Source organism: Streptococcus oralis subsp. oralis (genome assembly GCF_002096435.1).
Taxonomy (GTDB): Bacteria; Bacillota; Bacilli; order Lactobacillales; family Streptococcaceae; genus Streptococcus; species Streptococcus oralis_AA.
The window spans coordinates 359826-375417 of the sequence record NZ_NCUI01000024.1 but is presented as its reverse complement, the minus strand read 5'-3'; the positions used below and the strand labels follow the sequence as shown (position 1 = coordinate 375417).

Annotated in this window: 16 protein-coding genes; 14 read left to right on the top strand and 2 right to left on the bottom strand. The window is 40.4% G+C overall.

Annotated elements, in window-relative coordinates; translation table 11 throughout:
• Positions 1-62: 62 nt before the first annotated feature.
• Positions 63-1139 (top strand): aspartate-semialdehyde dehydrogenase, encoded by a 1077-nt coding sequence (locus tag B7723_RS05370; protein WP_000542494.1) that lies wholly within the window; start codon positions 63-65, stop codon positions 1137-1139.
• A gap of 56 nt (positions 1140-1195) precedes the next feature.
• Entirely contained in the window at positions 1196-2131 is a 936-nt protein-coding gene (gene dapA, locus B7723_RS05365; RefSeq protein ID WP_000121600.1) for a 4-hydroxy-tetrahydrodipicolinate synthase, read from the top strand.
• Positions 2132-2177: 46 nt separating this feature from the next.
• Here the strand turns inward: dapA and mnmE are convergent, their stop codons facing one another.
• Together mnmE and B7723_RS05355 are read right to left on the bottom strand one after the other, a co-directional pair.
• Positions 2178-3551, bottom strand: a complete 1374-nt coding sequence (mnmE, locus tag B7723_RS05360; RefSeq protein ID WP_084849634.1) for a tRNA uridine-5-carboxymethylaminomethyl(34) synthesis GTPase MnmE — start codon at positions 3549-3551, stop codon at positions 2178-2180.
• 134 nt (positions 3552-3685) lie between these two features.
• Positions 3686-3868 (bottom strand): 4-oxalocrotonate tautomerase, encoded by a 183-nt coding sequence (locus B7723_RS05355; protein WP_001117401.1) that lies wholly within the window; start codon positions 3866-3868, stop codon positions 3686-3688.
• Positions 3869-3990: 122 nt separating this feature from the next.
• Between B7723_RS05355 and B7723_RS05350 the strand changes: the two genes are divergently transcribed.
• The 12 genes from B7723_RS05350 to B7723_RS05295 all read left to right on the top strand — a co-directional run bounded on the left by B7723_RS05350 (position 3991) and on the right by B7723_RS05295 (position 15578).
• A complete protein-coding gene (locus B7723_RS05350) occupies positions 3991-4581 on the top strand; it encodes a thymidine kinase (RefSeq protein ID WP_000068127.1) in 591 nt (196 codons plus the stop codon).
• Complete coding sequence (gene prfA, locus B7723_RS05345; protein ID WP_084849635.1) at positions 4578-5657, top strand: peptide chain release factor 1; 1080 nt, start codon at positions 4578-4580, stop codon at positions 5655-5657. Before B7723_RS05350 ends, prfA begins: the two co-directional genes overlap by 4 nt.
• Positions 5657-6493: a peptide chain release factor N(5)-glutamine methyltransferase gene (gene prmC / locus B7723_RS05340; protein ID WP_084849636.1), complete on the top strand. Its 837-nt coding sequence runs from the start codon at positions 5657-5659 to the stop codon at positions 6491-6493. The genes prfA and prmC overlap by 1 nt, the downstream gene beginning before the upstream one ends.
• Positions 6477-7079: an L-threonylcarbamoyladenylate synthase gene (locus B7723_RS05335; protein WP_084849637.1), complete on the top strand. Its 603-nt coding sequence runs from the start codon at positions 6477-6479 to the stop codon at positions 7077-7079. The genes prmC and B7723_RS05335 overlap by 17 nt, the downstream gene beginning before the upstream one ends.
• 1 nt (position 7080) lies before the next feature.
• Positions 7081-7512, top strand: a complete 432-nt coding sequence (locus B7723_RS05330; RefSeq protein ID WP_084849638.1) for a GNAT family N-acetyltransferase — start codon at positions 7081-7083, stop codon at positions 7510-7512.
• 59 nt (positions 7513-7571) lie between these two features.
• The gene (gene glyA, locus B7723_RS05325; protein WP_084849639.1) at positions 7572-8828 is read left to right on the top strand and encodes a serine hydroxymethyltransferase; all 1257 of its coding nucleotides are present in this window, start codon (positions 7572-7574) and stop codon (positions 8826-8828) included.
• A gap of 7 nt (positions 8829-8835) precedes the next feature.
• The gene (locus tag B7723_RS05320; protein WP_000356115.1) at positions 8836-9810 is read left to right on the top strand and encodes a nucleoid-associated protein; all 975 of its coding nucleotides are present in this window, start codon (positions 8836-8838) and stop codon (positions 9808-9810) included.
• The gene (locus B7723_RS05315; protein ID WP_004240129.1) at positions 9810-10412 is read left to right on the top strand and encodes a lysozyme family protein; all 603 of its coding nucleotides are present in this window, start codon (positions 9810-9812) and stop codon (positions 10410-10412) included. Before B7723_RS05320 ends, B7723_RS05315 begins: the two co-directional genes overlap by 1 nt.
• An 86-nt stretch (positions 10413-10498) precedes the next feature.
• Positions 10499-11473: a DUF1002 domain-containing protein gene (locus tag B7723_RS05310; RefSeq protein WP_084849640.1), complete on the top strand. Its 975-nt coding sequence runs from the start codon at positions 10499-10501 to the stop codon at positions 11471-11473.
• A 74-nt stretch (positions 11474-11547) separates the two neighbouring features.
• Positions 11548-12906 carry a 23S rRNA (uracil(1939)-C(5))-methyltransferase RlmD gene (rlmD, locus tag B7723_RS05305; protein WP_084849641.1) on the top strand — a complete coding sequence of 453 codons (1359 nt, stop codon included), beginning with the start codon at positions 11548-11550 and terminating at the stop codon, positions 12904-12906.
• Between the two features lie 408 nt (positions 12907-13314).
• Positions 13315-14385 carry a hypothetical protein gene (locus tag B7723_RS05300; protein WP_084849642.1) on the top strand — a complete coding sequence of 357 codons (1071 nt, stop codon included), beginning with the start codon at positions 13315-13317 and terminating at the stop codon, positions 14383-14385.
• Between the two features lie 23 nt (positions 14386-14408).
• Positions 14409-15578, top strand: coding sequence for a hypothetical protein (locus B7723_RS05295; RefSeq protein ID WP_084849643.1), 1170 nt, complete (start codon positions 14409-14411; stop codon positions 15576-15578).
• The last annotated feature ends 14 nt before the right edge of the window (positions 15579-15592 follow it).

The following is a 15592-nucleotide window of genomic DNA, read 5'->3' as shown; positions in this document are numbered from 1 at the left end:
GGAAAAAGTAGTATAATACATCTATTATAGAAATTTTTAGAAAATTCCGAAAGAGGTTATTTATGGGATATACAGTTGCTGTAGTCGGCGCGACAGGTGCTGTCGGAGCTCAGATGATAAAAATGTTGGAAGAATCAACACTTCCAATCGATAAAATTCGTTACCTTGCTTCTGCACGTTCAGCAGGCAAGACTTTGAAATTTAAAGACCAAGATATTACGATTGAAGAAACGACTGAGACCGCTTTTGAGGGTGTTGATATTGCACTCTTCTCAGCAGGTGGTTCGACATCAGCTAAGTATGCACCATACGCAGTTCAAGCTGGAGCGGTAGTAGTAGATAACACATCTTATTTCCGTCAAAATCCAGATGTACCATTGGTTGTGCCGGAAGTCAATGCTCACGCACTTGATGCCCACAACGGGATTATTGCTTGCCCTAACTGTTCAACAATCCAAATGATGGTGGCTCTTGAGCCTGTTCGTCAAAAATGGGGCTTGGACCGTATCATCGTTTCAACATACCAAGCAGTCTCTGGTGCTGGTATGGGAGCGATCCTTGAAACACAACGTGAACTTCGTGAAGTCTTGAATGACGGTGTGAATCCACGTGATTTGCATGCGGAAATCTTACCTTCAGGTGGTGACAAGAAACACTATCCTATTGCCTTTAACGCTCTTCCACAAATTGATGTCTTCACTGACAATGATTACACTTACGAAGAGATGAAGATGACTAAGGAAACGAAGAAAATCATGGAAGACGATAGCATCGCAGTGTCTGCAACCTGTGTTCGTATTCCAGTTTTGTCAGCTCACTCTGAGTCAGTTTATATTGAAACAAAAGAAGTGGCTCCAATCGAAGAAGTGAAAGCAGCTATCGCAGCCTTTCCAGGTGCAGTTCTTGAGGATGACGTAGCGCATCAAATCTATCCGCAAGCCATCAATGCAGTTGGTTCACGTGATACCTTTGTTGGTCGTATCCGTAAAGACTTAGATGCTGAAAAAGGAATCCATATGTGGGTTGTTTCAGATAACCTTCTCAAAGGTGCTGCCTGGAACTCAGTTCAGATTGCAGAAACGCTTCACGAACGTGGATTGGTTCGTCCAACAGCTGAGTTGAAATTTGAATTAAAATAGTCATATCGTTTAGGAGTTCAGATGAACTCCTTCTTTGAAATAGAGAGGTGTTTCTCATGTCTTATCAAGATTTAAAAGAGTGTAAAATCATCACGGCCTTTATTACCCCTTTCCATGAGGATGGCTCCATCAACTTTGATGCTATTCCAGCATTGATCGAGCATTTGTTGGCCCATCATACAGATGGAATTCTTCTAGCTGGAACGACTGCTGAGAGTCCAACTTTGACTCACGATGAAGAGTTGGAACTCTTTGCTGCTGTACAAAAGATTGTCAATGGGCGCGTTCCTTTGATTGCAGGTGTTGGTACCAATGATACACGTGACTCGATCGAATTTGTCAAAGAAGTCGCAGACTTTGGTGGCTTCGCTGCTGGACTTGCTATCGTACCGTATTACAATAAACCTTCTCAAGAAGGCATGTATCAGCACTTTAAAGCGATTGCGGATGCATCAGATTTACCTATTATCATTTATAACATTCCAGGACGTGTGGTTGTCGAATTAACTCCAGAAACCATGCTTCGTTTGGCTGACCATCCAAATATCATTGGTGTCAAAGAATGTACTAGCTTGGCTAATATGGCTTACTTGATTGAGCACAAGCCAGAAGAGTTCTTGATTTATACTGGTGAAGATGGAGATGCCTTCCATGCCATGAACCTTGGTGCAGATGGGGTTATTTCTGTTGCCTCTCATACAAATGGGGACGAAATGCACGAAATGTTCACTGCCATTGCAGAAAGCGACATGAAGAAAGCTGCAGCTATTCAGCGTAAATTCATTCCTAAGGTCAATGCTCTCTTCTCTTATCCAAGTCCTGCACCTGTTAAGGCAGTTTTGAACTACATGGGATTTGAAGCTGGTCCAACTCGATTACCTCTCGTTCCAGCACCAGAAGAAGATGCCAAACGCATTATCAAAGTTGTTGTAGATGGCGACTACGAAGCGACTAAGGCAACTGTAACTGGTGTTTTAAGACCAGATTACTAACAAAGACAATAAAATCCATGACCGCAAGAACGATCATGGATTTTTCTTATTTTCCTAAACAGAATTGGCTAAAGAGTTGGGTAATGAGTTCATCAGGTGCGGCATCTCCAGTAATTTCTCCGAGAATTTCCCAAGTACGGGTCAAATCTACTTGAAGCAAATCAACTGGCATACCCAGTTCCAGCCCTTCGTTAACAGCTTGTAAGCTTTCGACTGCTTTTTCAATCAAGGAAATGTGACGGGCGTTGGACAAGTAAGTAGCGTCTTGCTCAACCAAACCAGCATTTTCAAAGAAGAGGTTGTTAATGCGTTCTTCAATCTTATCAATGTTTTGATTTTTAAGAACTGAAATACGGATGACATCTTCAGGGAGTTCTGAAGTTTCAATTGCTTCAGGAAGATCAGTTTTATTAAGTAGAATAATGCGGTTGGTATCTTGACTGATTTCTAAGAGTTGGCGATCTTGGGCGGTCAGTGGTTCACTGGCATTTAATACTAGCAGTACCAAGTCAGCTTCCTTGAGGGCTTTTCTCGAACGCTCAACACCGATTTGTTCCACGATATCATCTGTTTCCCGGATACCGGCTGTATCAATCAATTTGAGAGGAACCCCGTTAATGTTGACGTATTCTTCGATGACATCTCGTGTAGTACCAGCGATATCAGTTACGATGGCCTTGTCTTCACGAAGGAGATTGTTGAGAAGACTGGATTTCCCAACATTGGGACGGCCAATGATAGCTGTTGAAATTCCTTCACGAAGGATCTTACCGCGACGAGCTGTTCTAAGTAGATTGGTTAGCAACTGCTCAAACTCCATAGTCTTCTCGCGGACGACAGCAGTAGTGGCTTCCTCAACATCGTCATACTCAGGATAGTCGATATTGACCTCTACTTGGGCCAAGGTATTGAGAATTTCCTGACGAGTATTATTAATGAGTTCAGAAAGAGAACCATCCAATTGTTTGACTGCAATATTCATGGCCTTATCTGTCTTGGCACGGATGATGTCCATCACCGCCTCAGCCTGAGTCAAATCCACACGACCGTTTAGAAAAGCACGCTTGGTAAATTCACCAGGTTCTGCCAACCGAGCTCCTTCACGGATAGCTAGTTGGAGAATTTCGTTAGTCACCGCAATCCCGCCGTGGGTGTTAATCTCGATAATATCCTCACGAGTGAAGGTCTTTGGAGACTTCATAGCTCCAACCATAACTTCGTCCATGACCTTACCTGTCTGCGGGTCAATAATGTGACCGTAGTTGAGGGTATGGCTTGCAACCTTGCTCAAGTCTTTTCCTTTAAAAATCTTTTGCGCAATGGCAAAACTATCTGTTCCGCTCAGGCGGACAATACCAATGGCTCCTTCACCAAGTGGAGTAGAGATAGCAGCGATGGTATCAAATTCACGTGTAATCATACTATTTCCTTTTGTATTTCTTTTCTTAGGATAGGTATCCAAGCATCTCTTCAAATTGTAACAAAATTAGACTATTTCTTCAATGGATGCTACTTGGAGATTGAAAAAGCCTAAGCAATTCTGCTTAAGCTAGATTATTTGGTGCGCATTTCCCCTTGAGGGAAGTAGGTTCCTTCTGGCATGTCGTTGATGATGACATGAACGGCTGATTGAGGGGCTCCAGTGTTACGGACAACAGCTTCCGTTACTTCCTTAGCAAGAGCTTTTTTTTGCTCGAGCGTGCGTCCTTCAAATAAATCGATGCGTACAAATGGCATAATAGCTTCCTCCACTAGTTTTTGATTTCTTCTATTTTACCACATTTTGCCGTTTAAAGCTTCAGAAAATTATGATATACTAGAATGTAGCAAAAATTTAGAAATGGACGTGAAATAGAAGCATGGCACAGTTGTATTATCGTTATGGGACCATGAACTCTGGTAAGACGATTGAGATTCTCAAGGTGGCCTATAACTACGAGGAGCAAGGAAAGGGAGTTGTGATTATGACTTCGGCTCTGGATACACGTGACGGTGTTGGCTATGTATCTAGTCGAATCGGTATGAAACGCCCAGCCATTGCGATTGAGGAAACGACGGATATCTTTGGCTATATCCGAGACTTACCTGAGAAACCATACTGTGTGCTAGTCGATGAGGCTCAGTTTCTCAAGCGTCACCATGTTTATGACCTTGCTCGTGTTGTTGATGAGTTAGACATACCTGTCATGGCTTTTGGTTTGAAGAATGACTTTCGCAATGAATTGTTCGAAGGTTCCAAATATCTCTTGCTTTTAGCAGATAAGATTGACGAAATCAAGACCATTTGTCAGTATTGTAAGAAAAAGGCGACTATGGTGTTGCGAACTCAAGATGGCGTGCCAGTCTATGATGGAGAACAAATTCAGATCGGTGGAAATGAAACCTATATCTCAGTCTGCCGTAAACATTATTTTGCCCCTGAAATCAATAAGGAGAATGAAGAAAAATGAACATTTATGATCAACTACAAGCTGTAGAAGACCGTTATGAAGAATTAGGAGAATTGCTCAGTGACCCTGATGTGGTATCTGATACCAAACGTTTCATGGAGCTTTCAAAAGAAGAGGCTTCCACTCGCGATACGGTAACAGCCTACCGTGAGTACAAACAAGTCCTTCAAAACATCGTCGATGCTGAAGAGATGATTAAGGAATCAGGTGGAGATGCGGACTTGGAGGAAATGGCTAAGCAAGAACTCAAAGATGCCAAGACTGAAAAAGAAGAGTATGAAGAAAAATTGAAAATCTTGCTCCTTCCTAAGGATCCAAACGATGATAAGAACATCATCCTTGAAATCCGTGGAGCTGCTGGTGGAGATGAAGCAGCGCTCTTCGCCGGGGATTTGCTAACTATGTACCAAAAGTATGCGGAAGCCCAAGGCTGGCGCTTTGAAGTCATGGAAGCTTCTATGAATGGTGTCGGTGGTTTCAAGGAAGTGGTTGCTATGGTTTCTGGTCAGTCTGTATACTCTAAACTCAAGTACGAATCAGGTGCCCACCGTGTGCAACGTGTCCCTGTAACAGAGAGCCAAGGCCGTGTACACACTTCGACAGCGACAGTCCTTGTCATGCCTGAAGTGGAAGAAGTAGAATACGATATTGATCCAAAAGACCTTCGTGTTGACATCTACCACGCATCTGGTGCTGGTGGTCAGAACGTCAATAAGGTTGCGACTGCCGTGCGTATCGTTCACTTGCCAACCAATATCAAGGTTGAGATGCAGGAAGAACGTACCCAGCAGAAAAACCGTGAGAAGGCCATGAAAATCATCCGTGCGCGTGTTGCTGACCACTTTGCACAAATTGCCCAGGATGAACAAGACGCTGAGCGTAAGTCTACTATTGGTACTGGTGACCGTTCAGAACGTATCCGTACTTACAATTTCCCACAAAACCGTGTCACAGACCACCGTATTGGCTTGACCCTCCAAAAACTAGATACGATTTTGTCTGGTAAATTGGATGAAGTTGTGGATGCCTTGGTGCTTTATGACCAAACACAAAAATTAGAAGAATTAAACAAATAATGAAATTAGCTCAATTATTTTCAGATTTTGAAGAAGAGTTGATAAGACAAGGAGAGGAAGCAGAAAGCCTCTCTTTTGTCTATCGTAGCTTAAAAAATCTCTCTTTTACAGACTTTGTCTTTGCCCTCCAGCAAGAGGTAACAGAGGAAGAAACACAATTTGTAGAAGAAATTTTCCAGCAGTTAGCGTCTCATAAACCAGCTCAGTATATCATTGGTCACGCAGATTTCTTTGGGATGCAGTTAAAAGTAGATGAGCGGGTTTTGATTCCTCGTCCAGAGACAGAAGAGTTGGTAGAACTTATCCTGGCCGAAAATCCTAAGGATAAGCTTAAGGTCCTAGATATCGGGACTGGAAGTGGCGCCATAGCCCTTGGATTAGCAAAAAACAGACCAGATTGGTCAGTGACAGCAGCAGATATTTCCCAAGACGCCTTAGAGCTTGCATCAGAGAATGCTAGAAATCAAAATCTTAATATATTTTTTAAAAAATCTGATTGTTTTGCAGAAATTTCTGAAAAATATGATATAATTGTATCCAATCCACCCTATATCTCTCGTGAAGATGAGTCAGAGGTTGGTTTGAATGTTTTGCATTCGGAGCCTCATCTAGCTCTCTTTGCAGATGAGGATGGCCTAGCTATTTACCGCAGAATTGCGGAAGATGCAAAAGACTATCTCACAGATGGTGGTAAGATTTACCTTGAAATTGGATACAAGCAAGGTCAAAGTGTTCCTGCACTTTTTAGGAAACATCTTCCTGAAAAACGAGTACGAACACTCAGGGACCAATTTGGTCAAGATAGGATGGTTGTAGTTGATGATGGACAGGATTAGACAAGAGTTGGAAAAGGGCGGAGCTGTTGTTTTGCCTACAGAGACAGTTTATGGTCTCTTTGCTAAGGCCTTAGACGAAAAAGCTGTCGACCATGTTTACCAACTCAAACGTCGTCCTAGAGATAAGGCACTCAATCTTAATGTCGCTTCTCTAGAGGACATCTTGCACTTTTCAAAGAATCAGCCAGCTTATCTACAAAAACTTGTAGAGAATTTTTTACCAGGTCCCTTGACCATTATCCTTGAAGCCAATGACCGAGTTCCCTATTGGGTCAACTCTGGTCTTTCAACGGTGGGATTTCGGATGCCGAGTCACCCCATTACACTTGATTTGATTCGAGAGACAGGTCCTTTGATTGGGCCGTCTGCCAATATTTCAGGTCAGGCGAGTGGAGTGACCTTTGCTCAAATTCTAGAGGATTTTGACCAAGAGGTTTTGGGGCTGGAGGACGACGCTTTTCTAACTGGACAGGATTCGACTATTTTGGATTTGTCTGGAGATAAGGTGAAAATCTTACGCCAAGGGGCAATTAAACGAGAAGATATTCTTGCTCGGTTGCCAGAGATTTCTTTTGAGGAGGAATGAGATGCTAAGAGATTTGCAAGAAACAGATGTGAATGCTATATGTGAGATTAACCAAGAGGCTTTGGGTTATTCTTTTAGTCCAGAGGACACAGCTAGTCAACTAGCTAAATTATCTCAGGATTCCCATCATTTCCTACTTGGCTATGAGGATGAAGTCAGCCATGTCCTACTTGGATATGTCCATGCTGAAGTTTATGAATCCCTCTATTCCAAAGCAGGATTTAATATCTTAGGCTTAGCGGTTTCACCTCAAGCACAAGGGCAAGGTATCGGTAAAAGCTTACTGCAAGGGTTGGATCAAGAAGCAAAAAGACGGGGTTATGGGTTTATCCGCTTAAACTCTGCTGATCATCGTCTGGGAGCTCATGCATTTTATGAAAAAGTTGGTTATACTTGTGATAAAGTGCAGAAACGGTTTATTCGCATCTTTTAGTTTATTTTCTTATTGAAAAACAAACTAAAGGACCAGTCACACTATAAAGGAGAAGACCTATGATTTTTGACAAAGACGATTTTAAAGCATACGATGCTGATCTATGGAATGCTATTGCCAAAGAAGAAGAACGCCAACAAAACAATATCGAGTTGATTGCTTCGGAAAACGTTGTTTCCAAGGCTGTTATGGCAGCTCAAGGGTCTATCTTGACAAACAAATATGCCGAGGGTTACCCAGGGCGCCGTTATTATGGTGGAACGGATGTAGTAGACGTGGTAGAGACTCTGGCAATTGAACGCGCGAAAGAAATTTTCGGGGCTAAATTTGCCAATGTCCAACCTCACTCAGGAAGCCAAGCCAACTGTGCTGCATACATGGCCTTGATTGAGCCAGGTGATACGGTTATGGGAATGGATTTGGCTGCTGGTGGGCACTTGACCCACGGAGCTCCTGTTAGCTTCTCTGGTCAAACCTACAACTTTGTTTCTTATAGCGTGGATCCTGAAACAGAACTCTTGGACTTTGATGCCATCTTGAAACAAGCCCAAGAAGTAAAACCTAAACTAATCGTAGCAGGTGCTTCAGCCTATTCTCAAATTATCGACTTTTCAAAATTCCGTGAAATCGCAGACGCTGTTGGGGCTAAGCTCATGGTCGATATGGCCCATATCGCTGGTTTGGTTGCTGCTGGTCTACATCCAAGTCCAGTACCATACGCTCATATCACAACAACAACGACCCACAAAACCCTTCGTGGACCTCGTGGTGGCTTGATCTTGACAAATGATAAGGACCTAGCTAAGAAAATCAACTCAGCTATTTTCCCTGGTATTCAAGGCGGTCCTTTGGAGCATGTTGTGGCGGCTAAGGCGGTTTCATTCAAAGAAGTTTTGGATCCAGCCTTCAAGGAATATGCTGCTAATGTCATCAAAAACAGCAAGGCTATGGTTGAAGTCTTCTTGCAAGACCCTGATTTCCGTATCATTTCTGGCGGTACTGAAAACCATCTCTTCCTAGTGGATGTGACTAAGGTTGTAGAAAACGGAAAAGTTGCTCAAAACTTGCTAGATGAAGTTAATATTACCCTAAATAAAAATTCAATCCCTTACGAAACTTTGTCACCATTCAAGACAAGTGGGATTCGTATCGGATCTGCAGCCATCACTGCACGTGGATTTGGTGAAGTAGAAAGCCGTAAAGTGGCTGAACTCATCATTAAAACCCTTAAGAATGCAGAAAATGAAGCTGTCTTAGAAGAAGTGAGAAGTGAAGTCAAAGCGTTGACAGATGCCTTCCCACTATACGAGGACTAATACTTTTATGGACATTTATATTAAGAAAGCCATTATCCATCAGTTCAGTCCGGATGATACCGAGCTGTTTCTAGCGGATAAATTTCTCAATATCACTCCAAAAATCGAAGAATATCTGCGCAAAAAAATCGAACGTGTGTATTCAGATGAAGCCAAGACTGGGATTTTCGAAGAAGAAAATCCCTTCTTCAATCACATCACAGATGATTTATTGGAGACATCAGTAACACTGGCTAATCTCTGGAAAGAGGAGTTCAGCATTTCTGAAAATCTCAAGACCAATGACTTGGTTTTTGTTCAGTTTTCTAAAGAAGGCGTTGAACATTTCGCTTTCTTGCGAATTGCTCTACGTGAGACCTTGACCCACCTTGGAGGAGAAGTTGATAATCCAATCAAGCTAACTCAGAATAACCTGCCTGGATTTGGAACGGGAGCTGACGAGGCCTTGGTGGTTAATCTACAGAGTCGCAAGTACCACCTCATCGAAAAACGTATCAAGTACAATGGGACTTTTTTGAACTACTTTTCAGAGAATCTTCTTGCTGTAGCCCCTAAGATTTCACCAAAGAAGTCCATCAAGGAACTGGAAAAAACGGCTCAGAGAATTGCAGAGTCCTTTAACACAGATGATTTTCAATTTCAATCCAAGGTCAAATCAGCGATTTTCAACAATCTGGAAGAAAGCAATGAACTGTCACCTGAAAAATTGGCTAATGACCTTTTTGACAACAATCTGACAGCTCGTTTGAGCTTTATCGACCAAGTCAAGGAAGCTGTACCAGAACCAGTCCAGTTCGATGAAATTGATGCCAGTCGTCAGCTCAAGAAATTTGAAAACCAAAAACTTTCCTTGTCAAATGGAATTGAACTCATCGTTCCAAATAATGTTTACCAAGATGCAGAGTCTGTTGAGTTTATCCAAAATGACAATGGAACCTATTCTATCTTAATCAAAAATATCGAGGATATTCAAAGTAAATAATGTTTAAATTTATAAGAAGAGTGCTTGTGCTAGCAGTCTTCCTTTTCGCAGGATACAAAGCTTATCATATCCATCAGGATGTTAAACAAGTCATGACCTACCAACCCATGGTTCGAGAAATCCTCAGTGAAAGAGATACCCCAGCCAATGAAGAGTTGGTGCTCGCCATGATTTATACGGAAACGAAGGGAAAAGAGCGGGATGTCATGCAATCTAGTGAGTCTGCTAGTGGCGCTACCAATACCATCAAAGACGATGCCTCTAGTATTCGCCAAGGGGTTCAGACACTAACAGATAATCTCTATTTGGCACAGAGCAAAGGAGTAGATGTCTGGACCGCTGTTCAAGCCTATAATTTTGGGCCTGCCTATATCGACTTTATCGCTCAGAATGGTAAGGAAAATACTTTGGCCCTAGCCAAGCGTTACTCCCGAGAAACGGTCGCTCCAATCCTTGGCAATACTACTGGGAAGACCTACACCTATATCAACCCTATTTCTATCTTTCACGGAGCCGAACTCTATGAAAATGGTGGAAATTATTACTACTCGAGACAGGTTCGCTTTAATCTCTATATCATGAAATTCTTTAATTTCTTTTAAGCATCTGGTTTGACCAGGTGTTTTTCACTATAAGCTTTCTTTAAGATTGTTTTATTACCCTAGAAAGGTAAAGGAGGGAATATCCCATGAGAAAGAAATTCTTTCTAACAAGTGCTGTAGTATTGTGGGCCGCAACAGCTATGACAAGCGTCCACGCAGCAACCGATGTTCAAAAAGTAATCGATGAAACCTATGTACAACCTGAATATGTTCTAGGTTCTTCTCTATCTGAAGACCAGAAAAACCAAACTCTTAGCAAACTTGGCTATGACGCTTCAAAAGACACCAAAGATATCAAAACAATGACACCGGATATCTATTCGAAAATTATGAATGTGGCTAATGATGCTAGTCTACAGCTCTATTCATCATCCAAGATTCAAAAGCTGGGGGATAAGTCGCCTCTAGAAGTCAAGATTGAAACGCCTGAAAATATCACCAAGGTGACGCAGGATATGTACCGTAACGCAGCAGTGACGCTGGGAGTGGAGCATGCCAAAATCACAGTTGCAGCACCCATTCCAGTTACAGGAGAGAGCGCCCTAGCAGGGATTTACTACTCGTTAGAGGCCAATGGTGCCAAAGTACCGCAAGCCAATAAAGACTTGGCCCAAGAGGAGCTAAAAGCCTTATCCGATATTAATGCTGAAAACAAGGATAAGTCAGGATATGATGCCAATAAACTCAATGTCGCTTTGGCAGATATCAAGGCAGGAATCGCAAAAGCAAAAGAAGCCAAAGGTAATCTGACAGAAGAAGATGTCCGCAAAATCGTTGAAGATACACTAAAAAACTACAAACTCGATCAGGTTATAACAGGAAACCAGGTCAATATCATCATCAATTTTGCACTTAACCTCTCAAAGAGTGACATTTTGAACAATGCTGATTTCACTAAAACCCTAAATGACCTCAAGGAAAGTATTGTATCCCAAGCTGGAGATAGCTTTAAAAATATAAACCTCAACTTTGATGCCAATAAAGCGCTAGAAGACGGGGGCAACTTCTTTAGCTCCCTTTGGCAAGCCATTGTCAACTTCTTCAAGAGTTTTGGTGCTTAGGTCATTTCATGATATAATAGATGGTAACAGAAATGTTGCCGTCTTTTTTTCTCGGCCGATAGAAAGTGAAAAATATGTTAAAGAAAAATGATATTGTAGAAGTTGAAATTGTCGATTTGACCCATGAAGGTGCTGGAGTTGCTAAGGTAGAAGGTTTGGTTTTCTTTGTAGAAAATGCTCTACCAACTGAGAAAATCCTCATGCGAGTCCTTAAAGTCAATAAAAAGATCGGCTATGGAAAAGTTGAAGAATACCTTACATATTCTCCGCATCGTAACCAAGACCTTGACATAGCTTATCTACGCTCAGGTATCGCTGATTTGGGGCATCTTGCCTATCCAGAGCAGCTCAAGTTTAAAACCAAGCAAGTCAAAGATAGTCTCTACAAGATTGCTGGCATTACAGATGTAGAGGTCTCTGAAACGCTCGGCATGGGGCACCCAGTCCAGTATCGCAATAAGGCGCAGGTGCCCGTTCGTCGAGTGAATGGTGTCTTGGAAACTGGTTTTTTCCGTAAAAATTCGCATGATCTCATGCCCCTCGAAGATTTCTTTATCCAAGATCCTGTCATTGACCAAGTCGTAGTAGTTCTACGCGATTTGCTTCGTCGTTTTGATTTAAAACCTTATGACGAAAAGGAACAGTCTGGCTTGATTCGAAATCTTGTGGTGCGACGTGGGCACTATTCAGGGCAAATCATGGTCATTTTAGTAACAACTCGTCCGAAAGTTTTCCGAGTAGAGCAATTGATTGAACACCTTATCAAGCAGTTCCCAGAGATTGTCTCTGTCATGCAAAATATCAACGATCAGAATACCAATGCGATTTTTGGTAAGGAGTGGCGCACTCTTTATGGTCAAGACTATATTACGGACCAGATGTTGGAAAATGACTACCAAATCGCTGGGCCAGCTTTTTATCAAGTAAATACTGAAATGACAGAGAAACTTTATCAAACAGCTATTGACTTTGCGGAGTTAAGAGAAGATGATGTGGTAATCGACGCTTATTCTGGTATTGGAACGATTGGCCTCTCTGTTGCGAAACACGTCAAGGAAGTCTATGGAGTTGAGGTCATCCAAGAAGCAGTTGAGAATAGCCAGAAGAATGCTACCTTGAATAATATCACTAATGCACACTATGTCTGTGACACAGCTGAAAATGCCATGAAGAATTGGCTCAGGGAAGGCATCCAACTAACTGCTATCTTAGTCGACCCACCACGCAAGGGCTTGACCGAAAGCTTTATCAAAGCAAGCGCTCAAACAGGAGCTAATCGTATTGCCTATATCTCTTGTAATGTCGCCACCATGGCGCGTGATATCAAACTCTACCAAGAATTAGGCTATGAATTGAAGAAAGTCCAGCCGGTGGATCTTTTTCCTCAAACGCATCATGTTGAGTGTGTGAGTTTGTTAGTGAAACGCAGTTAAACCTCAAAAGGTTCACCCAAACCTTTTGAGTCCCACAGACGCATCATGTTGAGGCGGTATCACTGCTTGTACGAGCTACAGAGTAGAGAAGTGAAGGTAGAAAAGTAGTTTATACTCTTATAAAAAATCTAGAAAATTTATAGTAACAATACTAACTTACAGGAGTTAATAACTTTTTACAATATTACTTCAGTAAACAATTAAAATTCTTAGTCTTTAGTATAAAATGTTTTTTTTATGGACTAATTATGTGCTAGATAATGGACAGAATAATTAGCACATAGAAAGAGAAAAATTGACAGATGGACTAAGGTAGAATTGTCAGTAACTGTGACCGAATGGTTAAGGTCTTTTTGTAGTTTTAGTGGTATAATAAACAATATGAATAAGCTGTTTTGGGAGGACGAAATGACTGATAGTATTAAAGTGAAGAAAGTTGAAATAGACTCTAAAAAAATTCCCTTAGACAGCTCAACAAACGTCTCTGAGAAGATAAAATTGGGACAAAATACTACATCTATTTCTGTTTTGGCTGATACCTTTAGTAACTTTCAAGCAACTGTAAACGCTAACATTATTTCAGAATTAATTGCAACTTCAAATGTATTAAGTTCAGCTAAATTAGTAGATTTTGCTAATTTGACGACTCCTTTAGTAAGTCTGCCTTCATTAATTCAAGTGGAAAAAAGCGCTATTAATGTCATGTCAGAAGTGGTTGCGTCGTACAATAAAACGTTATCAAGTACACACTTGCAAGCAATTCAAAACATTGCAGATTCTGCAAAAAATTTAATTGCTAGCTATCAAATTGATTATTCAAAGATTTTTAGTGGCATCAATGAACTTTTAAAATCACTGCCTTCGATTTATACAAAAGAAGAAATTGAGCAGATTATTTCTCGAGTTCAACTGCTGGCAGAAAATGGATGGGTTATTTATTTTCGTGATAGAAGTGTTTATCAACGTTTACTTGCTGAGGAATGGAATACCATGGAGGACGAATGGATAGAGCTGCTTAGGGATAAACTAAAAAATGAGGATTTTATTATTGACTTACAAAATTCGCCGTGTTATTCAGCTCCTCTTGTAAAATCAATGGTTGATTGCTACTTTAATCGAAACTTTTATGCAGCATACACTCTGGGAAGTTTGGCAATTGATGGTGCACTAAATAGAATTTCAGAAATGACTTCATTAGAGAAAAAAATACCAGTAGGTCACCGAGCGATTAAAGAAATTGATAGTATATTTATTGATAAGTCGTTTAGCGATGTAGGACTGATGCACTGGCTGTATAGTTTCTTCAAAGATACTAATAGATTTACACTTGATGAACCAAATCGTCATATGATTAGTCATGGTCGGTGGGAGAAAGAAATCGAAGAACAAGAGTTTTTGAAGTTATTTAATGCAATGTTGTATATTTGTGATGAGTATGATTATTGGGAAGAAGTTATTCGTTATGAACAAGACAACTAAGTATTTTGGGAGGTTAAACACCTATGCTTGAAATATATCCTTTTATTCAGGAGCTAGTTAAGTGTGAAACGACCATACAGAAAATAGAAGTTTTCAATAGATGGAACCTTCATGAGTGTAGAGTTTTTCTATTTGATGAAGAAAAGTCAAATTTTGGTAATATAGGCAAATCATTTAGCTATGGAAAGTTTAATCTGATTGGTTTGGGAGATTACCAAAAAATTTGGGTTATTGATAAAAATACTGTGAATGCTAAGGATAATTTCTTACCCGTTGCCAGAATTATCAATTATGACTTAAACATTTTTACCTACATACATGATTTATATAGAGGGAGAAATGTCCCTGATAAGGAGAATTTAATTAAGTTTTTACACGAGATTAAATCGTTGCGTCTAACAAATAATATTTCAACTGCTTTAATGGAAAGATATACCACCCCACTAAATCGTGAATTATTAGCCAAAATGATTGAAAGTTATGTTTATTTTGATAGCACTGATTTTGAAGTTTTTCAATCTAATGTGCCTCAGACTCTAAAACCAGATAAATATATTTGGATGAAAGAAATCTGGGAAGATGCAGAAAACTACCTAAGCAAGGATGAGGTGATACAACAGTATGAGGCAGTGTGTTGCTATATATTGAAAGCATTCATTTTGAAAAATACAAAAAATCTTTCTACAAAAGCTAAAGTCGCTGAGTTTAAACGCTATTGTTTTGAGGATTTATGCGTATTTTTAGAATTGGAAATGACTTTATTAATACTTTTTTTGAAAAATGATAGTGCCGTTCAAGAAATATTTAAAAAGTTGCAGCTAGGGGCTAAGAATTTAATTGATAAAATACATAATACAGCATGGGATATTTTTCATATAAGACTATTGGAACAAAGTACTTTATTCAATTGTATTGAAAACTCAGATGTGATTTATCTCCATTATTTCGCAACTGCGGATTCTGGGGTGGCTGAGGTATTGCGAGTCAATCCGATTAAAATGCTGGTTTATTATAATGAAAAACTTATACCTATACGTCGATATGATGCAGTAGATTTCTTCACTCAAGATGAATTAGATTTTTATACTACTGCAGAAAAAATTACATTACGTGCGACGAAAGTTCAGAGTATTGATTTCTGTTCTATAAAGCAAGGATTGGTCAGTGAGTTAGGGGATTTCCTTACTAAATAAATTTTAATAGTTCC